A 20,255-nucleotide genomic window follows, 5' to 3' on the forward strand; every position below is an offset into this window, starting at 1 on the left:
TAATGCAAGGTTGCGGCAAGGTTAATGCAAGGTTGGCGTGATAGAATACCTTACAGAACAGGAGGTTTTGAATATGGATACAAATTACATCATTGAAACAAAAAATCTGACGAAGCAATACGGCTCACAAAAGAGTGTGGCTGACTTAAATATCCATGTGAAGCGTGGGAGAATTTATGGTCTGCTGGGCAGAAACGGAGCCGGAAAAACCACTACCATGAAAATGCTGTTGGGCTTAACGAAGCCGACTTCCGGGGAGGTCAAAATCTGGGGAAAGTCTTTGCAGGGGAATGAAAAGAAGTTGTTACCCCGTATCGGAAGCCTGATTGAGTCCCCTGGCTTTTATCCCAATCTGACCGGCACAGAGAACCTGCGTATCTTTGCTACCCTACGGGGCGTACCAAACAATCATGCCATCAAGGATGCTCTGGATCTGGTAGGACTGCCCTACAAAGATAAAAAGCTCTTTTCACAGTATTCTCTTGGTATGAAGCAGCGGCTTGCTATCGCCCTTGCTGTTATGCACGATCCGGAGCTTTTGATTTTGGATGAGCCGATCAACGGTCTCGATCCCATTGGTATTGCAGAAGTACGATCCTTTATTCGGGAACTTTGCGACGCAAGAGGAAAAACCATTTTGATTTCCAGTCACATTCTTTCGGAGATTTCCTTGCTGGCTGACGATATTGGAATTATCGACCACGGCGCATTGCTGGAAGAAGAAAGCCTTGCTGAGTTGGAGCAAAAAAGCAGTAAGCATATCCGGTTTACGCTCTCTGATACTGCACAGGCGGCAAGAATTTTGGAACGCAATTTCCATGAAAACCATTTTTCTATACAGGACGACCACAATCTGCGCCTGCACAACCTTGATCTGCCTGTGGGGAAAATTGTAACTGCCTTTGTAGAAAACGGATTGGAGGTATCGGAGGCGCATACCTGTGAAGAAAGTCTTGAAGATTACTTCAAGCGTGTGACAGGGGGCGAAGGAATTGCTTAAACTAATCAAATGCGAATTTTTGAAATTGAAACGGAAGAAATTTATTCCGCTGATTATTCTGGCTGCTTTCCTGTTTCCAATCCCGCTGACTTATCTGATGACAACGCCCTCTATGATGGAGCGATATACGGATCAGGCAGATGCTTTCGACGGACTATTTAATATGGTGCTGGGATATGGTATCCAGTTTTTACTGCCCTGCATTATTGGAGTGATTGCCGCTATCCTGTTTTTTATGGAACGCGACAACGATACATTCAAAAATCTGCGTACAATTCCTGTAACCAGCACGCAAATGGTACTTGCAAAGATTATTGTCCTGTTTCTTTTTGGAATTGTTTTTTGTGTGGCTTCTACCATTGCAACAATTCTTTGCGGATTTGGAACATTAGAAGTTTATGGAATAGGCTATAAATTGTTTTTAGCGGTTGAAACAGGAATTTTCATTACGGCAGGAACACTCCCGTTGATTGTCCTTGTTGTCTTTTTCAGTAAGACCTATGTTTTTTCCATTTTGCTGTGTGTCTTTTACAGCGTTCTGAACATGAGTGCTACAGCATTGTTTGACACACTGCCTAAAACCATGTTATGGCTTCTGCCCACGCCACTGACTACATTTTGGAGTGCAGGAGATATGGCGGCTCATGGAATAAAAATGGACTTGGAGCAAATGACAGGGCTAATTCCTTCAACATTTCAAGTTGTATTCATTCTTGGGATCATGGCATTAGTTTCGTTCTTACTGATTGACAGATTATATAAGCAGAGGGGGGAATAAACATGGTTCGCATTGTAAAAACAGAATTTTATAAATTGAAAAGGTATCATATCCTTTGGGCGGGCGTTGCACTCATGCTCCTATCCGTCCTGCTGACCTTGTTTACCTCTATGGCGAATGATGGTTCCGTTTGGGATTTCGCCTATCTTACAGAACAGGTCATCAAAAACAATATGTCCATGATTTTTCCGATGTGTATCAGCCTAATTGCTGGATATATGATTTCTCGTGAGCAGACGGATGACACATTGAAAAATATTCTGACTGTGCCGATCTCTTTTAAGAAACTGCTGACCGGAAAATTGATTGTGTGCGGCGTATTGTCTATTATTTTCGGGCTGATATGCAGCCTGTTTACAATCATAGCAGAAATGATTGTGGGATTTCCCGGCTTTGAAATTTCCTTAGCACTAAAAGCAACCTTGCAGATTACCGCGGTTAATTTCTTTTTATATCTTGCGGTTCTGCCGATTATCGCTCTTACTTGTCGGAGGGCAGGCAGCTTTTTAGTCGGTGTAATCATTGCTTTTGTCTATGGATATGGAGGGATGTTTGCCGCAGGAAATATGACATTAGCAAACCTTTATCCGATTACCGCAAGTCTCGGAATGGTAGGCTACCGTAGCTATGATACCGCAGTCAACTGGAATATCGGAACCTGTTCTTGCAGTCTTGTGCTTGCTGTCGTTATTTCTGCCATCTTGATTTTGTGCATGAAAGAGCGAGAAGCAACCCAAACAAAGAAAAAGGTCAAAAAGGTAGCACCAAAGAAAGGCTGGTGATGATTTTATGAAGAAAATAGTTTTAGCATTAGCATTTGTCATTTTGGGAAGTTTTATGATTTCTGGCTGTTCAAAAGATGAAATTCTCGACCATTATAATAATATCGTTCAGTCAGCTGGAGCCATAGAGCTTACAGGAAAGTTATCTTTGGAAGGAACAAAAGAAAAAGGGATCGATGATTATACGGGAACTTATACGGCTGATTATGAGAATTTTTCAGATACAGAGTATTTGTTCGGAGGAACTTCCATAAAGAGAGAAGCCGGTAAGGAGCTGTCTATTGACTGCACTTTGGAGGTTACGGAAGGTACTGCAAAAGTATTTTGGATTTCTGGATCGGATGAAGCAGTCACTTTGATTGAAACAACCGGAACTTATAGTGACACAATTACACTTCCTGATGGTGGAAATTATATCGGCATTGAGTGTGAGGACTTTACTGGAAACATTGAATTGAATATTGAATAACATTCTGCCGGACGACGGCAAAAGAAAAAAAGCCGTCGTAAAGCAGACACATTTCCACGCGCCTATGAAGCGGCGGCTTTGATTTTCAGAGCCGCCGTTTCTTTTCGTCTATCCTAAACCAACGACGACCTAACACCGTGTAAATCCACGGCGGCATATAGGAGGATTGCCGCCGTGTCTATTTTTGCCTTTTTTCACAGCACCCATGATCTACACCAGCTAAAAAAAGCGTAGCTCCCCCTCCGGGACAGTCTGGTTATGGAAGTGAAATTAGGCAGTACATAAATGAATATGTAACTTCATGCGTCTGTGCGGCTTTGTGTCGCCCAGGCGCTTTTTTGTACTTCGAGACAAATTGTCCCGAGGTGCGGGGCGGCTCCCCGGGATGCCGTTCTCCGCCGAGCCCCGTTTCGGTCACTCATCCACTCAACACCGAAACGGAGGTTTATTTATGACTACAATCAATCTGAAGGATTTTTATTATTGGTACACACAGGATCAGTTTACCGAGGTTTCTGACGAGGTAGCCGAAGTGTTTGTTGCCGATGCCCGGCACGAAATGGCCTACCAGCGGCGGCTCTCCCGGCATAAGGCGCAGTATTCTCTGGACTGCGATGACGGGATCGAATATTCCGCCTGCCTGCATGAGCCAACGCCCCAGGAGCTACTGGAGCGTATGGAACTGTTCATCCGTCTATGGAACGCCCTCAACTCTTTGCCGGAGATCCAGGGCCGCAGGATTGATGCCCACATCATTCTTGGAAAGAGCATCAAGGAAATTGCCGAGGCCGAGGGCGTACATGAGGAGTCTGTCCGCCAGTCGATCAAGCGTGGCCTTGAGCGCATGAAAAAAACTTTTTGATTTTTTCATTCTCCCCACTTGGAAATGATGAAAAAATGTCTCGGTTTATGAAAGGAGATATTCTTCTTTCCGCAGATAAACAGCGGCGGCCCCGGGCATAGTCCGAGGAGCCGGGCGGCGGGTGCGCTGTGACTTTTTCTTTGGAAGAATGAGCGAACAACACCAACGCCGCAACTGGGCCGGGCCAACCCACGGCCACGATCCGGCATAGGACAGGCTAGCCGCCTGTCCCCCCGGGCCGCCCTCTTATCTGCGAGGGAACGCCGCTCTGAGTATGGTTGTCTTTGGACAGGGCAAGAAAATGGGAGCGGCGTTCCTTAAATTTCAAGCAGGAGGCAGACGATATGAAAGCGGTGCTATATTGCCGAGTAGATGGCCCTCAAACTTCTTTTGCCCTTGATGCAATTAAGGGACAACAGCTATATCTCATGGACTATGCGAAGAAAAACAACATAGAAATCGCGGGGATATATCTGGATGTGGGGTATCATGGCCGGACAATGGATCGTCCTGGCTTGCAATCTGTGATCCAGACTTTGAAAGAGGGCAACGCCGATGTGATTTTGGTTGCAAATTATAACCGCTTATATCGCGGGCGTTTCCCACAGGAATTGCAGGAGCTCCCGGTTGTTTCATTGAAGGAGCAAAATCGAAAAAGAGAACGAGGAGGAAAAGAACATGACATTTGATCCTGCGCTGTCCGCTATGATGGCCGAGCCGTGGAGCAACGGAGCCTGCCGTGGTTATGTGATTATGGCGATGGAAAACTGCGGCTTTTCCAGTGATGACATCCGCCGTATGATGGCCGAGCTTCATGAGCTGTTTGACTTTGTTTCTCTGGAGGAGGCCGAGGCCCACTATCAAAAAAGCCTTTTCTGACTTCGAGACATTGTGTCCCAAGGTGGAGTGAGGCAAGAGGGCAGCATCGTTTGGGTGCTGCCCTCTTGCGTTTCCCCACGATATGCGGGAGGCGTATCCTATTTTTGATAAGGAGGTTTTACCGTGAGATTAACGGCAAAGGAACTGGAACAAATGAAAAGCGTTGACATCGGCGCAGTGGCTCCCGAGTCCCTGCCGGATGTGAGCGGTATGGCCTTTGACACCTCTCTCCCCCGGGAGGAGCGGATCGCTCTGTTTTTGCAGGCGGTAGAAAATCCATACTGCTTTTGCATCGGCGGGATCGGTGTAAAAATTGAATTTGCGGAAAGCGGGCCGTCCTTGCAGGACACGCTGACGGACTTTCTGCTCCGGCAAAAAAGCGGGCTGTAACTTCGGTTATGGCCCCTTTCTACTTCGAGACAAAGTGTCCCGAGGCGGAGGCATCCTTGTTGTCCCGCCCGGGCAGAGGTATAATATAGATGTAATGTGATAGGGAAGGAGGAACAATGGCACGAGCAAAAAACAGAGGATTGCAGCAGAGTTTCTCTCCCTCTTATACCGTCCGCCGCTGGCGGCTGGGCGAATATATCCGGCTTTCCAAGGAGGACTTGAAAAAGGGAAAGGACGACAGCAACAGCGTCATCAACCAGCGTGATCTGCTCAATGACTTTTACCAGAAGCATATCGGAGAATTTGAAAGTGTTTCCGAATATGTAGACGATGGACACACAGGAACGGACGCCAACCGGGAGAATTTCCAGCGGCTCCTTTCCGATGTAATGAGCGGGAAAATAAACTGCGTGGTAGTAAAAGACCTTTCCCGTTTTGCAAGAAATTACAGCGATGCGGGAAGTCTGATTGATAACCTGTTTGTTCAGATGGGTGTCCGTTTTATCAGTCTTGCTGAAAATGTGGACAGCTATCTCAACCCGGACAGCGTTTCCAGTATTATCGTCCCGATTACAAATGTGATGAACGATCAATACTGCTACCAGACCTCAAAGAAAATTCGCCAGGTATTTGACTACAAGCGGCGCAACGGTCAGTACATCGGCGCATTTGCTCCTTATGGATATGTGAAGCACCCAAAGGACAAGCACCGGTTAATCATCGATCCCGATGCCGCTGAAATCGTCAAACTTATTTTCTCTTTGTTCCTAAAAGGGACATCGAAACGGGCCATCGCTTTGTATCTGAATGAACACGGCGTACCCAGCCCCTCGGCTTATAAACTGCAAAAGGGCATACCCGTTTCAACAAGAGGATATGACGATCCTATGTGGGGAGCCCGCATGATCCACTCCATTCTGACGAACCCCACCTATACCGGGGATTTGGCACAGGGCCGCAGTCGGGTAAAAAGCTATAAGGTACACGAGGTTGAAAGCGTTCCCCGTGAAGAATGGGTGGAAGTAGCTGGTACGCATGAGGCAATCATTGATTATGAAACCTTTGATAAGGTACAGGCCCTTTTACAGCGGGATACCCGTACTTCTCCAAAAGGCCGGGAAGTCCACCTGTTCAGCGGTTTTTTGAAATGTGCTGACTGCGGGCGGGCAATTACCCGGAGCGTAGGCAACAACAATAATGTGTACTATGCCTGCTCCACCTACAAGAACCGCTCCCGGACAGCCTGCACAATGCACTCAATCAAGCATAACCGTCTGGAGGCTGCTGTCCTCTTTGCGGTACAACAGCAAATCCATCTGGCTGTTTCATACTCGGAAATGATTGCCCGCATTAACACCGCCCCGGTCAAAAAGAGCCAGTCCATCCGTTTGGAAGAACTGATTGCTGCGAAAGAGCGGGAACTGGCAAAAATCAGCCGCTACAAGCAGTCCCTCTATCAAGACTGGAAAGACGGGGAAATTACCCAGCAGGACTACCGGGATATGAAGGCCGATTATGAGCGACAGACCATCACTCTTACGGATGTACTGGCCCGGCTGAACGCTGAACGGTCAGAACTGGCAAACGGTGTAAAGAGTGAACATCCCGCATTGGTGGCCTTTACAAAGCATCAAAATATCGACCAGCTTTCCCGGGAACTTCTCGTTGAGCTGATCGACCATATCAAGATTTATGAGAATGGAAACATTAGTGTGAGATTTAAGTTTGCGGATGAATTTAGACGCATAGCAGAATACATTGAAATCAACACCACAAAACCCGCAGTAGCGGGCTAACCCCCGCTACATACCCCTTTGACAGTGTGTTTTCCTAATAGGAGTTAATCATATGCTACTTGCCAGACATTTGAGGGGAGATATAGATGCATATCCGCCATTTTTTTGGAAATAGGAGGGGGTATTTATGCTGGTATTAATTACTTATGATGTGAATACAGAGACGACAGCAGGAAAAACGCGGCTTAGAAAAGTTGCAAAGCAGTGTCAGAATTATGGTCAGAGAGTGCAGAATTCTGTTTTTGAATGTAATGTTGACGCGGCAAAATGCAGACAGATTAAGGCGATTTTAGAGGATATTATTGACCAGGAAAAAGACAGTTTACGATTTTATTATCTAGGAGATCGCTATAAAAATAAGGTAGAACATATTGGAATAAAACCAGGATTTGATGTGACAGAACCATTGCTATTGTAAAATCAGAAGTGATTTGTAGTGATACTGAAATCAGAAATTAAGTTTAAGGGAAAAGATATGGAAACAGGTGCGAGTGTGAAGCGCACATGAAAACGCTGGGGGATTCGCACCTGAAAAAGTGTACAAAATGCTGATTGATGTGCAGAAATATATGAAACAAAATTATATTTAAGCAAAACTTGACTAAAAAATCTGGTAAAAATGTTGAAAAATCAGAGTGGAATTTAGTCAAATTTGCAGTCACTCCCTTTGTGGGAGTGTGGATTGAAATTATTAAGAGAGCTGCAATAGCGACTAAGCTGGCAGTCACTCCCTTTGAGGGAGTGTGGATTGAAACCAACTTGCGCACTCGTGTAAAGTGCGACATTAATAAGTCACTCCCCTTTGAGGAGTGTGGATTGAAATCACACAAACACTGGAATGTAAGGTAGGGGGTGCTAAGTCACTCCCCCTTACGGGAGTGTAAATTGAAATTTGTACAGTTATACTATAGTAATCCCCAATTTTAGTTTCTGTGGCGCAACTTAATAACAGAACCAAAATAAAGTCTCAGAATACAGAATGAGTCATATAGATGTAAAGAAAGCACACCCGGATTATGTAATGAAAATCATCCGGCAATATATTGAAGGTGATTCAGTGGTCTCTGAGTTTATAATGCGAGCCCACCAGGGAGAATGGATTGGCATGAAGCTGAACCAAAAAAATTAAGATTTACCAGAGTGGATATTGACAAAGTAGTAGATGAAAAAATTGTAGAGCATGGTGGAGCTGTAAATGTAAACACTTTTGATACATTGTATGAGCACGGACTGATATGGCCAGTTTAAATATTTGCCATTAAGTGAAAATGTCAAAGCTTTCATTGGCTGTCAGTTACATAATAAAGGGAATTTAAAGTGACTTTAAAGGTTAGTGGTACTAGGGGTACAAGGAGAAAATGATATGAAACAGGAAGAACTGGCCGAATCTCTGATTCGTATGATTGATACTGGGGAGTATGGGCAGGATGGAAAATTTTTAAGTGAGCGCAGATTAATGGAAAAGTTTAAAACCGGGCGATCTACAGTGCGGGGAGCTTTACAGCTGCTTATTGGACAAGGCTATATTTATCAGGTTCATGGCAAGGGAACTTTTGTTAAAAGTGCGAATCCGTCAACATCTATCTATTCTATTACCAACAGCAATGAATCTATTGTGGAAGAAGGGATGACGCCAGAGTTGTCCGTAGTTTCTAAGGAGCTTATAAAAGCCGGGCGTAAGGTGGCTGGTGAACTTCACATTCACACTGGTGATCAGGTACTGAAACTGAAAATCCTGCGCAGCGCAAATGGAAAACCTGTTGATTATACAGTATCTTAATTCCCATGCTGCCGCTTTTTAAAGGCCTTGTTGGTTTTAATTTTACGGATGAGAGTATTACGGAGCATTTGCGCCACTGCTATCATATTATTCCTGCACAAACAGTTCACCATGTTCAGCCGGTTCTGCCCAGAGCAGATATCGCTGAACTTTTAGAAACGCCGCAGAATCTGCCAATTTTGCTTTTTGAATCTACTACCTGGGGGCGTATAGATGAACTGGTGTTTCCGGTAGAGTATTTTCAGTGTTACCATACAACAGAGCGATCACGTTTTACTTACATCCAGAATCATGGAATCTTTTGAAATTATACAGATTTCACAAAAAATTGAAAAATATTTAGTGCTTTTGCCAGTGGGCAAGTGGTTCGAGTTTTTCGGACCACTTTTTTAAATTGGTTCATAAATTGGTTGCCTTAGTGGCTTCTTTATAAAAATCTCCGGCTGAGCTTGGTATTTACGTCAATGGTTTCTTAGGGGCTGCATTGTTATAATTTCATTAACAAAAATAAAAAGGAGGACGGCACAATGAGTTTTAGCAGAATGTTTCAGGCAGTGGAGACACACTCTGGAGAACCGATGCGTGTGGTGACTAGCGGAATCCCTAATATTCCCGGCAATACAGTTTATGAGCAGATGAAATATTTGGAGAAATATGATGATCAGTTTCGTCTGCTGATGTTAAGAGAACCCAGAGGATATCCGCCGCTTTGCTGTAACTTGATTGTTCCAGCAAAAAATACTAAAGCGGCAGCTGGTTTTATTATTATGGAGCAGTCAGAGTATCCGGTTATGTCTGGGGGCAATACGATTTCTGTAGCAACGGTTTTGTTGGAGACAGGTATGATTCCTATGAAGGAGCCAATAACAGAATTTATGCTGGAGGCCCCGGCAGGTTTAATTGGTATTCGTGCAGAGTGTAAGGATGGAAAGGTAACTGGCGTGGAATTTAAGAATGTACCTGCATTTGCTGTTTATCTTGATAAGGAAATCGACGTTCCTCATCTGGGAAAAGTGGTTGTAGATGTAGCCTGGGGCGGAATGTTCTTTGTAATATTTGATGTGCGCCAGTTTAAAAATTTAGAAATCAGGCCGGAAAATGGGGCGGAAATTGCCAGAATTTCCACCATGGTTCGGAAGGCGGCGCAGGAACAGCTTCCAGTCAGCCATCCTGATTATCCTGGGATTGGAATTACTGTTGCAGAATTGTCCGGACCAGCTGATGATTTTAATGCAGATTGGAAAAATGCTGTTACCAATGTTTCCGGCGACTTTAAATGGGATGATCCTTCGACATGGACAGCGCCTCTGGACCGTTGCCCCTGCGGCACAGGTACTTGCGCTAAAATGGCTGTGCTTTATGCGAAAGGACAGTTAAAGCTGAATCAGCCTTTCCGCCATGCAGGAGTTCTTAATACAGTTTACACTGGCACATTGGTAGAGGATCTGGGAAATATTTATAGCGATTATCCTGCTGTTATTCCTACTTTGAAGGGACAGTCCTGGATTACAGGCTATACAACTTGGGTGCTGGATCCTGCTGATCCATTAACAGAAGGCTATGAAATGGGGGATATTTGGGCGTAGAATTCATTAATATTAAGCTGCGGCAGCTTAAACATTTAAGGTTGTCGCAGCATATATGAAGGAGGTAAAAATATGTCGCTTGGTTATGTTTATTTTGCAATTATGTTTGCTGCATGTACTGGGATAACCATATTAATCTGTAAGTGGATGCATACGCCTAAGGACCGGTATGATGAAATCTTAGAAAAACTTGCGAAAGGAGAGAAGATGGATGAGTCTTAGAGTTGTAGCTTGTATCTATTTTGCATTGTTTATTATTATGCTGGGAGTTGTATCAGCCTGGTCGGCAAGAGAAAAATCAAAGGGAACAAAGGATCAGGCCACGGAGCATTTTCTTGGGGGAAGGAATACGCCGTTCTTTGTATTAGCAATGGCCTACTGCGCCTCTTTTGCAAGTGCAGGTTCGTTTATGGGAGATCCTGCCTTGGTGTCATATATTGGTTATCCTTATATTTGGTTCGGTTGTTTTTTAGTTCCCGGCTCAGTGCTGGTAGGGTTAGTGATTATACGGAAAATGCGGTTACAGTGTGAAAAACTGCATTGTCTGACCCCCCCATAGAGTTTATTGGCGCACGTTTTGACAGCCCATTTCTAAAAGTTTTTTTAAGCTTGACTATGGCCATTTGTCTGACTATGAGTCTGGTATCCCAGGTAAAAGGAGCAGCTGTTTTGCTGGTGCATTTTACACAAATTGATTTTAAGATTGCAGTAATAATTATCGCTGTGGCTATTGGTGTTTGTACAGTTTCTGGCGGTATGCGTTCCGTGGCCTGGACAGACACATTTCAGGGTATTTTAATGGTAGCTTTGTGTATAGTTCTTATTGTGTCAGGTTTAGTGAAAGCCGGCGGATTTGCTGGTATTGATGCCTTTTTGGCAAATTATGATCTAAACATGCTAAAAGCCGCACAGGATGGACTGTGGGTGGACTGCGGTATCCCCGGCATTATTGGCATGGCTGTTTTCGCCATACTGGTTTTGCCGGCACAGCCTTATTTAATGAGCAATTATATTGCTATGAAGGATGTAACACGTAAAACAGTAGGCAAGTTTTTACTGTTGACGCTTTTCACTAATCTGTTATTTTGCTCGCTGCCAATCTGCGGGTTGGCCGGAAGAGTACTTTATCCAAATGCAGAGGCAGATTATATTGTAGTGACGCTTGCCACTGGTATTTTGCATCCGCTTCTTTCCTGCGGTATTATGGTGGGGCTGTTTTCTGCTATCATTTCTACAGCTACAGCTATGCTGCTTGCAATCGGTCAAGGCGTGGGGCGGGATGTGCTTGTGCAGTTTCAGCCAAATACATCAATTAAAAGGCAGGTTTGCGTGGCTAATATAGTTTCCGTTATTGTGGTGCTGATCTGTATGGTGTTTAACCTTAGTAATCCTCCGGAATTTTTGCAGTTTTTTAATCTCATTGGACAAACTGGTGTGGGGACGGCCATTGCTCTTCCCCTGTATTGCGGTATTCTTTATAAAAAGGCAACGAAAGAGGCTGCAATTTCCGCAGCAATTATGGGTGTAATTGCAACAGTAGTATTTAATTTTATTCCCTGCGGTTTTGCAGTAGCCATGGGGGCTCCCATAATTGTGGCGGCCATCACTTTCTTTGGCGTCAATGCTATTATTGTTAATGCCAGGGGAGTTAATGAGGAAATTGCAGCCTTAGGACAGGTTTAAAGAATAAATTTTGAAACAAGGAGAACAGTTATGAAAACAATAGTAAAGGGTATGTATGCGGCAATTCCCACTGCATTAAATAAAGAGGGAAATATTATTGTGGAATCAATGAAACAGATTTGCGGGAGAATTATTAACAGTGGTATGCAGGGGATTCTTGTGTGTGGAAGTACAGGCGAGTACCCGCTTCTTACAGTTGAAAAACGGAAAGAAACAGTGAAATTAGTCTGTGACTTTGTGAAGAAGAGAGCACAGATTGTAGTAGGATGCAGCTGTCACAATCAAGAAGAAACGATTGATATGGTAAAGTATGCAGAAAGCTGCGGAGCTGATTTGGCCTTAGTGGTACCGCCATATTATATGACAACAACTGAGCAAGGAATTTACCAGTATTATAAAGAGATTTCTGACCATTGTACTAATATTGATCTGTTAGTTTATAATTACCCGGAAGCTACCAACGTAAGGTTAAGCGTGGAATTTATAAAGAAACTGTCTGAGCTCCAGCATGTGGCAGGAGTTAAAAATACAGATGGCATGGACCACACTAGTAAGCTAATTGAAGCAATGAAGGATGTTCCAGAATTTGGGGTGGTTAATGGTTTTGAACATTTGATTATGGGTACACTTGCCAGCGGTGGTGATGGTGTAATGGGAATTATCCAGGGGGTAGCGCCTGTTCAAATGATGGAGCTTTATAATGCATTTGAAAAAGGAGATATTAAAACAGCAATGGATATTAATAAAAAAATGCGTCCGCTTTACACATTGATGGAGAAAGAACCTTGTCCGGCGCCGGTAAAAGCCGCGTTTCATATTCTTGGAATGAGATGCGGCGATCCTATTCGTCCATTGCTGCCGGCATCAGAGGAGCTTAAAGCTGAGTTATATACGGAAATGAAAAAGGCGGGATTGCTGTAATTAAATGGAAAATGGAAAGGGAAGAAATTATATGTTTACAATAGATACATATTTGCCTACCCGTATCATATTTGGCTGTGGCAGATTAGAAGAATTAAAAAGTCTGGAACTGCCGGGAAAAAAGGCGCTGATTTGTATTACGGCAGACAGGCTTATGCATACATTGGGAATTTTGGAACGTGTAGAAAGGCTTTTACAGGAAAATGGAACGGATTATGTGATTTATGATAAGGTTCAGCCTAATCCAACGAAAGCCTGTGTGGAAGAAGCAACGGCGCTGGCAGTACAGTGCGACTGTGATTTTACATTGGGACTTGGAGGAGGCAGCAGTATTGACACGGCAAAGGGCTGTGCTTTAATGTTGGCTCTGGAAGGAGATCTTTGGGATTATGCTTATACGGGAACTGGCGGACGGAAGGAGGCCAAAAAAAGCGTATCCAGTAGTAACTATTACTACAACTTGCGGAACAGGCACAGAATGCGATCAATATTGTGTGATTACGAATCAGGACACTAACGAAAAACTGGATTTTACTTCTGAAGCCATATTTCCAACGCTTTCCATTATTGATCCTGAGCTAATGTGTTCATTGCCCAGAACGCTGACAATTTATCAGGGCTTTGACGCACTGTTCCATAATGCGGAGTGCTATGTAACGAATGGCCACAGAAATCGCATGTTGGATTTGTATGCGGCTGACGGCGTAAGAACTGTGGCCCGGTATTTACCTTATGTGATATCTGTCCCAGGCGACTTAGAAGCACGCACAAACATGGCATATGCAGCTGATATTCTGGGCGGTTATAGTATGGCGCTGGACAGCGTAACCTCCCATCATATTCTTGGCCAGACTTTAGGAGGGTTTTACAATAAATTTCCTCATGGAGCCGCACTGATTGCAGTGGCGGAGGCCTATTATAAAAAAGTTTGTTCACTGCTTCCCCAAGAGTTTGATGAATTAGGTGAATTAATGGGAGAACAGCGTAATGCAGACAAACCAGGATATGCTTATGTGAAAGCATTAATACGATTGTTGGAGGAAACTGGCGTTCGGGAGCTGAAAATGTCTGAGTTTGGCGTCCGAAAAGAAGACTTTGTAAAGATTGTGGACATGACTGTGAATCAGGTTGGCATTAATATTGATCGTTACAAATTAACAGAAGCAGATTTTATGGAAATTTTAGAACAGTCCTGGCGTTAAAAAGGACGAAATTTACCTCAATATGTGTCAGTGATTGCAACTGCAGGTGGAAAAGGTTATATTTGTAGGTGATAATAAAACTAAGGAGCTGGCTTCTGGTTTTAGAGCTGCGCTATAATATTGTGAGGTAATGATGTGATGGGAATAGTAAGTAAGAATCATAAAATATTAAAAAGACTGCTAAGAATTATGCCTGTGTTGCTTGTTATTTTGCTTATATATATTATTTATGGAAAAATATGGGATAACCATACAACAATTAATATAGAGGCAATTTCAGAAGATAATGAAGTGATTTCGTGTGCAGTATTTGATGGAAAGGACCTTTGGGAAAAGTCTCAAATTATAATAGAAGATGGCGTGATATCTGAGAAGTCAGTGTTGGCTCATGGCGTAGACGACAGTGAATATCTACTGATACCGGGGCTGATTGATGCACATGCACACTTATCCACTCCCTATCAAATGGAACAAATGGTCAAAAACGGCGTGACCACTGTCTGTGATGTATCTGCGTCCGCAGAACTGGAAAATAAATATCCTGCCCTTGATGTATGATCTTCCCGCAGTCTGATATGGCTTAGTACAGAAAATGTGAAGGCGTATGTGGATGGTGTGATTGCCTCTGGAGGGAAATATATTAAAGCGGTAATCGATGCACCGGCAATTATAGGGGGCGAATTAATGGATCAATCGCTTCTTGGGGAAATTGTTTCTTATTCCCACCAAAAGGGGGTAAAAGTAGCAGCCCATGCAACAACTATAGCGGCCTACAAAATGGCAGTTGCATGTGATGTGGATATTCTGATTCACATTCCATTGGGTGAAGATTTCCCGGCAGAATTAGCACAGGAAATAGCAGAAAAGCAAATTCAGGTGATAACGACTCTTGTGATGATGAAAGGATTTGCGGATTCTCCGTTTTATGGATATAAAAAAGAGGATTATAACGCAGCAAAGGAAGGGGTTAATTTATTGAAGTCTAATGGAGTGCCCATTTTAACCGGCACTGATTCAAACAGTACTTTCTTTCTTCCAAGAGTAAAACATGGCTCATCCCTTCACAAAGAAATGAAACTGCTTGCTGAAGCAGGACTGACCCCCCAACAGGTTTTACAGAGTACAACAGCTGTTGTTGCCAGTGCATTTGAACTTGAAAATGCGGGAACTATTACAGCCGGACAGAAGGCCGCTATGATCTTGATTAAAGGAAGACCAGATCAGGAGATAGGGGATATTGATAAAATCGTGCAGATTTGGATTGACGGAAAACCGGTTTTGGAAAACAGCAGTTATGCTAAATAAAATCCTCCTCCAATACTTAAATGGTATTGCTGTGTATTCAGTTTAAGTATTTTACATTTTCATGGTAAGACGTTATACTGTAGATGTGCAAAATACCTGCAGCGTCAGAGAAATGAAATGTTTGCTGTACACTGACAGTAGAGTTCAAATATATAGGAGGTATGAAACATGGAATTTTCAGAAGTTATTAAAAACCGTTATTCTTGTAAAAAGTTTGATGGCAGACCAGTGGATAAGGAATTGTTAGATCAGATTTTGGAAGCAGGACGTCTGGCGCCTACAGCTAAGAATCTCCAGGAGCAGCATATTTATGTTATACAGTCTGAGGAAAATCTTTCAAAGATTGATAAGGTTACGCCATGCCGTTATGGAGCCGCAACAGTTGCAGTTGTTGCTTTTGACAAAAATAACGTATTTGTTTATCCTGGCGGAAAAAGGGATTCCGGTGGGGAGGATGCGGCTATTGTGGCAACCCACATGATGTTAGCTGCTGCAAATGCTGGCGTGGACAGCTGCTGGGTTAATTTCTTTGACCCTGATGCCGCGGCGAAGGAATTGGGCTTGCCGGATAACGAGGAGATTTTAATGTTGTTAGTTCTTGGATATAAAGCAGAAGGAACAAAGCCTTTGCCTCCTCACAGTCAGAGAAAAGAGCTTTCAGAAACAGTTACATATTTGTAAGAAAAGGATGAAAAGCAGTAAATTTTATTATAAGACAGGAGAGTGAAAACAATGAGTGAAATCTTAGTAGGGTATTTTTCTGCAACAGGGATAACTGAAAAGCTGGCCAGAAAAATTGCAGCCGCAGTTGGAGGAGAGTTACATGAGATTCAGCCCCAAGTGCCATATACAGAAGCTGACCTTGACTGGACAAATAATAAGAGCCGAAGCAGCGTGGAGATGAGGGACAAAACATTTAGACCAGCCATTGCCAATAAACTGGAGGGCAGTGACAATGTAAAAGTTTTAATTATTGCCTTCCCTATATGGTGGTATGTGGCGCCTACAATTATTAATACATTTTTAGAGCAATATGACTGGACTGACAAGATTATTATTCCTGTGGCAACGTCAGGAGGCAGCGGCATGGGAAATACTAACAGGGAGCTGAAGCCCTCCTGCCCAGGAGCTGTGCTGAAAGATGGGAAATGTTTTAAAGCCAATGTAAGCGAAAAAGAAATTAAAGAATGGTTTGACAGTATTCTCTTGCATAACACATAATTATGTAGTAAAATAAAAACAAATTTTAGAATTTATCTTTATTTTGTAAGAATATCAGTGATGCAGTTATAATTTAAATGGGAATTTAATTTAGATTTAAGGAGGGGGGGAAGATGCCAAAAGTCGCTTATTCAGAAGAGGAAAGAGAGAAAATCAGAGAGATGCTGATTGCTGCAGGACTTGAATTAATGACACAGCAGGGAATTCAGCATACTACTGTGGAACAAATTTATAAAAAAGTAGGGATTTCCCAGACCTTCTTTTATTCTTTTTTTCCCACAAAAGAGGAACTGATTGTAGAGACTTTGTATTTGCAGCAGCCTAGATTAATTGATTATGCAAGAAAATTGATGAATGATCCTGCCCTAAGCTGGAGGGAAGGGGTGGAGCAGCTTCTCTATTCTTTGTGTTATGGAGAAAAATATGGAATTATAGTTTTAACTATGGAAGAGCAGCAGCTAATTTTTAAGCGTTTATCTGAAAAAAACTATAAAATATTTCGGGAAAAGCAGCTGCGCCTTTTTAATACCATCTTAAATATTTGCGGAATTTATGTAAATGAAGAGCAGTTAAAGGTATTTCTTAATCTGGCGATTATAACTGTAATTACTTATCGGGTATTTCCCAATACTTTTCCGCTGCTTATATCTGAGGTTTCAAAGGAAACAGTGGATTTTCAGATTCATACACTTGTAGATTATCTGGAAAAGCTGAAAAAGTAAAGCTTACGCAAAAAGGCACAAGCTGTGACAGAGCATTTTAAGCCGCCTGAATACTATGTAGTGGTACTACATTAGATTTAGGCGGATTTTCCTTGAATAAAATAAGTACAAAAATTCAAAAATATATTTATTTATAAAGAAAAAATAATGTATAAATTTTAGGAGGTACAAATTATGGGATTTTTCAGCAAAATATTTAAGGGCCCTCAGGTGGACATGGAGAAAAGCAACGCAAATGCTAAAAGGATGCGGGCGCTGTTTAATCATGTTGTAAAAAATGGAAATGATTATAAGCTGATTTTCGGCTATACAGAGGATGTAGGCCGTTTTAACTATGGATTTGTCCACGGCAGCAAAACCAAAATAGGCAATCTTCTTGTAGGCTGGAATGAGGCCAGTCAGACGATTGTGGTAGTGCCTACAGTTCCCGATCTTTCAGGCTGCGGCGACCCTACATATTACCGCCGTTCTGAAATATTAAAGGCATATAGAAACAAATATCCGACAGATGCTTTTATTATTTATCCGGACAAAAAAAGTTATATTGGCATTAATGCTTATGACTGGCTGGAAGATGAAAAGCTGTATGTTTATGTATCTCAGGAGGAAGAACTGGCGGCTTTTACAGACTTTTTTATGAATCGCTTTGCAACAAAGTGAGGTGAGAAAATTGCCTTTTGGAGAAATTGGGGCTGTTCTGCTGTTTCTTGCGGCAGTCTTTGTATTTGGAAATCTCTGGTTTCATTTTGTGGAGACCATTCTTCATTGGATCAAAAAGCCTTTTATGCGCCGCAGAAAGCCTTCCTCATGGCACACCTTTTTGCCGGATAAGGAGGATAAAGCAGATTCTAAGAAGAGCAAATAAATTTGTTTTATAACAGACAGCTGAGCGCAGTTTACTCAGCTGTCTGGCGATAAGTTCTCCTGCAGAGCCTGGAGAAACAGCTGGGCTGCTTTTGTAAACACCTGATATTTTTTCCAGACAATACATAAACTGGCCTGCAGAGACGGAGTCAGGGGCCTGAAACACAGATTACTGCCTTGGGTATTAATGATCTTATCTAAAGTAATGGCATAGCCGATTCCCTCTGACACTAAAATAGAACCATTATATAGCAGATTATAGGTGGCTACAATATTTAAGTCAGTTTCGCTTTTATTCAGCCATATGGACAAAGCGCTTCCATCCCGATGCTGCCGGGATAAAATTAAAGGCTTATCCCACAAATCCTCAGGGCGGACGGCCTCTTTTTGAGCCAAAGGAGCGTCCTTTAGCATTAAAACTCCCCAGGTATCTTTCTTTGGGATTTTTAAGTGATTGTATTTAGATAAATCCTTGGGATCAAAGAGAATGCCAAAGTCAATCAACCCCTTGTCTAGCTCCTCAGTAACATTTACAGAGTCGCCGCTGGCAATGTGAATGCGGATGCCTGGATGCTTTTTCAGCAACTGTCTGGCGGCCTTTGCAAGAATGCGTATAGCGTCTGTCTCCCCTGCGCCGATGTGAATATCCCCAACTACGATCTCATCATTAGAAGTGATTTCCTGTTCTGTTTTCTGTACCAAATCCATAATTTCTTCCGCACGTTTCCTCAGAATCATGCCTTCCTCAGTAAGGGTGATTTTCCGATTCTCGCGAATAAAAAGTTGTTTCCCAAATTCCTCTTCCAAGTCTTTTAGCTGACGTGAAAGTGTCGGCTGGGACAGATGGAGATATTCTGCCGCTCCAGAAACGCTTTGCTCTCTGGCCACAGCAAGAAAATATTGTAACACACGTAATTCCATAAAAGCTCCTCCTTGCTATATGCAGTATAACATGTTGAGGCATAGGCGTAAAGCATGGAAAAATATGAAATATAAGCATTTGTTATAAAGCAAAGGGGACGGTATAATAAAAACAGGAAATAAATTTTTGGAGGAAAATATGAAAATTATAGAAAATCAAACATTTGATATGGAGCGGGCCTTTTATGGAGAAAAGGAACTCTGCCTTAAAAATTGTACATTTGACGGCCCGGCAGATGGAGAAAGTGCATTAAAGGAGTGCAGCGATATTCAGTTGGAACATACTTTCTGTAATTTGCGGTATCCTTTTTGGCACGATCATGGTCTTAAAATCAGCAGTTCAGAGCTGACGTCCTTATGCCGCGCAGCAGTGTGGTACTCTGATCATGTGGAGATTACCGGAAGCAATCTCCATGGAATAAAAGGGCTGCGGGAATGCAGGGATGTTGCTATTAAAAATTGCCATATTGTTTCCCAGGAATTTGGATGGTCTGTGGAAAATCTTATGATGGAACATTGTACTGTGGAAAGTGAGTACTTTCTGCTGAGAAGCGAGAAAATGTAGCTGTCCCATGTGCAGATGAAGGGAAAGTATTCTTTCCAGTATACAAAGGACCTTACAATTAATAATTGCGTGCTGGACACAAAGGATGCATTCTGGCATTCCCACAATGTAACAGTGAAAAACAGTATAGTAAAAGGCGAATATTTAGCCTGGTATTCTACTGATCTTACCTTGATTAATTGTAAAATAATAGGCACGCAGCCCTTCTGCTACTGCCAGAACCTTAGGCTTATAGATTGTGAAATGGTGGACACTGACTTGTGTTTTGAAAAATCACATGTAAACGCTACTATAAAAACACCTGTTGTAAGCATCAAAAATCCTTTATCAGGCACTATTTATGTTCCGGAGGTAGGTAAAATCATTATGGATGATAAAAATGCTTTAGGAAAAGTCGTACTTGATTCTGAAAGCAGAGATATTAAGGCGGCCATATGAAAAACTGCGGATAAAAAATAAACTAGAATTAACTGTCTGGAAGACAAGAAAAAACTTGTAATTCTCTAAAGAATTCTTTGTTTCCATTTTG

28 protein-coding genes and 1 pseudogene are annotated in these 20,255 nt (G+C 42.6%); 28 read left to right on the forward strand and 1 reads right to left on the reverse strand.

Annotated features, from left to right (window positions below; translation table 11 throughout):
- Nucleotides 1–73 precede the first annotated feature (73 nt).
- The 27 genes from C1A07_RS14020 (at nucleotide 74) to C1A07_RS14140 (ending at nucleotide 18,241) form a co-directional block, all read left to right on the forward strand.
- Nucleotides 74–1,000 (forward strand): ABC transporter ATP-binding protein, encoded by a 927-nt coding sequence (locus C1A07_RS14020; protein WP_007860248.1) that lies wholly within the window; start codon nucleotides 74–76, stop codon nucleotides 998–1,000.
- Nucleotides 993–1,778, forward strand: a complete 786-nt coding sequence (locus tag C1A07_RS14025) for an ABC transporter permease (protein WP_006874368.1) — start codon at nucleotides 993–995, stop codon at nucleotides 1,776–1,778. Before C1A07_RS14020 ends, C1A07_RS14025 begins: the two co-directional genes overlap by 8 nt.
- A gap of 2 nt (nucleotides 1,779–1,780) precedes the next feature.
- Complete coding sequence (locus C1A07_RS14030; RefSeq protein WP_101877645.1) at nucleotides 1,781–2,560, forward strand: ABC transporter permease; 780 nt, start codon at nucleotides 1,781–1,783, stop codon at nucleotides 2,558–2,560.
- 7 nt (nucleotides 2,561–2,567) lie between these two features.
- Nucleotides 2,568–3,029, forward strand: a complete 462-nt coding sequence (locus C1A07_RS14035) for a hypothetical protein (protein ID WP_101877646.1) — start codon at nucleotides 2,568–2,570, stop codon at nucleotides 3,027–3,029.
- 451 nt (nucleotides 3,030–3,480) lie between these two features.
- Complete coding sequence (locus C1A07_RS14040; RefSeq protein WP_101877647.1) at nucleotides 3,481–3,891, forward strand: sigma-70 family RNA polymerase sigma factor; 411 nt, start codon at nucleotides 3,481–3,483, stop codon at nucleotides 3,889–3,891.
- Nucleotides 3,892–4,235: 344 nt separating this feature from the next.
- Complete coding sequence (locus C1A07_RS16480; RefSeq protein WP_227615037.1) at nucleotides 4,236–4,580, forward strand: recombinase family protein; 345 nt, start codon at nucleotides 4,236–4,238, stop codon at nucleotides 4,578–4,580.
- Nucleotides 4,570–4,770 (forward strand): hypothetical protein, encoded by a 201-nt coding sequence (locus tag C1A07_RS16485; protein WP_227615036.1) that lies wholly within the window; start codon nucleotides 4,570–4,572, stop codon nucleotides 4,768–4,770. Before C1A07_RS16480 ends, C1A07_RS16485 begins: the two co-directional genes overlap by 11 nt.
- A gap of 123 nt (nucleotides 4,771–4,893) precedes the next feature.
- A complete protein-coding gene (locus tag C1A07_RS14050) occupies nucleotides 4,894–5,160 on the forward strand; it encodes a DUF6870 family protein (protein WP_054328128.1) in 267 nt (88 codons plus the stop codon).
- 116 nt (nucleotides 5,161–5,276) lie between these two features.
- Nucleotides 5,277–6,956: a recombinase family protein gene (locus C1A07_RS14055; RefSeq protein WP_101877648.1), complete on the forward strand. Its 1,680-nt coding sequence runs from the start codon at nucleotides 5,277–5,279 to the stop codon at nucleotides 6,954–6,956.
- A 127-nt stretch (nucleotides 6,957–7,083) separates the two neighbouring features.
- On the forward strand, nucleotides 7,084–7,374 hold the full coding sequence (gene cas2 / locus C1A07_RS14060; protein WP_101877649.1) for a CRISPR-associated endonuclease Cas2: 291 nt from the start codon (nucleotides 7,084–7,086) through the stop codon (nucleotides 7,372–7,374).
- A gap of 677 nt (nucleotides 7,375–8,051) precedes the next feature.
- Nucleotides 8,052–8,204, forward strand: coding sequence for a hypothetical protein (locus C1A07_RS16715; protein WP_207654302.1), 153 nt, complete (start codon nucleotides 8,052–8,054; stop codon nucleotides 8,202–8,204).
- A gap of 115 nt (nucleotides 8,205–8,319) precedes the next feature.
- The gene (locus C1A07_RS16560) at nucleotides 8,320–8,736 is read left to right on the forward strand and encodes a GntR family transcriptional regulator (protein WP_101877651.1); all 417 of its coding nucleotides are present in this window, start codon (nucleotides 8,320–8,322) and stop codon (nucleotides 8,734–8,736) included.
- A 5-nt stretch (nucleotides 8,737–8,741) separates the two neighbouring features.
- The gene (locus tag C1A07_RS16870) at nucleotides 8,742–9,041 is read left to right on the forward strand and encodes a UTRA domain-containing protein (RefSeq protein ID WP_101877652.1); all 300 of its coding nucleotides are present in this window, start codon (nucleotides 8,742–8,744) and stop codon (nucleotides 9,039–9,041) included.
- 222 nt (nucleotides 9,042–9,263) lie between these two features.
- On the forward strand, nucleotides 9,264–10,322 hold the full coding sequence (locus tag C1A07_RS14085; protein ID WP_101877653.1) for a proline racemase family protein: 1,059 nt from the start codon (nucleotides 9,264–9,266) through the stop codon (nucleotides 10,320–10,322).
- Between the two features lie 72 nt (nucleotides 10,323–10,394).
- Nucleotides 10,395–10,544 carry a hypothetical protein gene (locus C1A07_RS16250; RefSeq protein ID WP_180952268.1) on the forward strand — a complete coding sequence of 50 codons (150 nt, stop codon included), beginning with the start codon at nucleotides 10,395–10,397 and terminating at the stop codon, nucleotides 10,542–10,544.
- Complete coding sequence (locus C1A07_RS16565; protein WP_101877654.1) at nucleotides 10,534–10,881, forward strand: sodium:solute symporter family transporter; 348 nt, start codon at nucleotides 10,534–10,536, stop codon at nucleotides 10,879–10,881. Before C1A07_RS16250 ends, C1A07_RS16565 begins: the two co-directional genes overlap by 11 nt.
- Nucleotides 10,863–12,005: a sodium:solute symporter family transporter gene (locus C1A07_RS14095; RefSeq protein WP_101877655.1), complete on the forward strand. Its 1,143-nt coding sequence runs from the start codon at nucleotides 10,863–10,865 to the stop codon at nucleotides 12,003–12,005. The genes C1A07_RS16565 and C1A07_RS14095 overlap by 19 nt, the downstream gene beginning before the upstream one ends.
- Nucleotides 12,006–12,035: 30 nt before the next feature.
- Complete coding sequence (locus C1A07_RS14100) at nucleotides 12,036–12,926, forward strand: dihydrodipicolinate synthase family protein (RefSeq protein ID WP_101877656.1); 891 nt, start codon at nucleotides 12,036–12,038, stop codon at nucleotides 12,924–12,926.
- A 31-nt stretch (nucleotides 12,927–12,957) separates the two neighbouring features.
- Nucleotides 12,958–13,443 (forward strand): iron-containing alcohol dehydrogenase, encoded by a 486-nt coding sequence (locus tag C1A07_RS16570; RefSeq protein WP_278321068.1) that lies wholly within the window; start codon nucleotides 12,958–12,960, stop codon nucleotides 13,441–13,443.
- Entirely contained in the window at nucleotides 13,376–14,128 is a 753-nt protein-coding gene (locus tag C1A07_RS16575; protein WP_278321084.1) for an iron-containing alcohol dehydrogenase, read from the forward strand. Before C1A07_RS16570 ends, C1A07_RS16575 begins: the two co-directional genes overlap by 68 nt.
- A 135-nt stretch (nucleotides 14,129–14,263) precedes the next feature.
- Entirely contained in the window at nucleotides 14,264–14,686 is a 423-nt protein-coding gene (locus C1A07_RS14110) for a hypothetical protein (protein WP_145996062.1), read from the forward strand.
- Nucleotides 14,687–14,722: 36 nt separating this feature from the next.
- A complete protein-coding gene (locus C1A07_RS14115; RefSeq protein WP_330399537.1) occupies nucleotides 14,723–15,433 on the forward strand; it encodes an amidohydrolase family protein in 711 nt (236 codons plus the stop codon).
- A gap of 168 nt (nucleotides 15,434–15,601) precedes the next feature.
- The gene (locus tag C1A07_RS14120; protein ID WP_101877659.1) at nucleotides 15,602–16,114 is read left to right on the forward strand and encodes a nitroreductase family protein; all 513 of its coding nucleotides are present in this window, start codon (nucleotides 15,602–15,604) and stop codon (nucleotides 16,112–16,114) included.
- A 51-nt stretch (nucleotides 16,115–16,165) separates the two neighbouring features.
- Nucleotides 16,166–16,654 carry a flavodoxin gene (locus C1A07_RS14125; protein ID WP_101877660.1) on the forward strand — a complete coding sequence of 163 codons (489 nt, stop codon included), beginning with the start codon at nucleotides 16,166–16,168 and terminating at the stop codon, nucleotides 16,652–16,654.
- A 113-nt stretch (nucleotides 16,655–16,767) separates the two neighbouring features.
- Entirely contained in the window at nucleotides 16,768–17,376 is a 609-nt protein-coding gene (locus tag C1A07_RS14130) for a TetR/AcrR family transcriptional regulator (RefSeq protein WP_101877661.1), read from the forward strand.
- Between the two features lie 174 nt (nucleotides 17,377–17,550).
- Nucleotides 17,551–18,036, forward strand: coding sequence for a hypothetical protein (locus C1A07_RS14135; protein ID WP_101877662.1), 486 nt, complete (start codon nucleotides 17,551–17,553; stop codon nucleotides 18,034–18,036).
- A gap of 10 nt (nucleotides 18,037–18,046) precedes the next feature.
- Nucleotides 18,047–18,241: a hypothetical protein gene (locus C1A07_RS14140; RefSeq protein ID WP_101877663.1), complete on the forward strand. Its 195-nt coding sequence runs from the start codon at nucleotides 18,047–18,049 to the stop codon at nucleotides 18,239–18,241.
- A 35-nt stretch (nucleotides 18,242–18,276) separates the two neighbouring features.
- Here the strand turns inward: C1A07_RS14140 and C1A07_RS14145 are convergent, their stop codons facing one another.
- Nucleotides 18,277–19,161 (reverse strand): LysR family transcriptional regulator, encoded by an 885-nt coding sequence (locus C1A07_RS14145; protein ID WP_101877664.1) that lies wholly within the window; start codon nucleotides 19,159–19,161, stop codon nucleotides 18,277–18,279.
- Between the two features lie 139 nt (nucleotides 19,162–19,300).
- Here C1A07_RS14145 and C1A07_RS14150 point away from each other — a divergent pair.
- Nucleotides 19,301–20,164 (forward strand): annotated as a pseudogene (locus tag C1A07_RS14150) (DUF3737 family protein).
- Nucleotides 20,165–20,255: the final 91 nt, after the last annotated feature.

This window comes from Lachnoclostridium edouardi, from assembly GCF_900240245.1.
Taxonomy (GTDB): Bacteria; Bacillota; Clostridia; order Lachnospirales; family Lachnospiraceae; genus Lachnoclostridium_A; species Lachnoclostridium_A edouardi.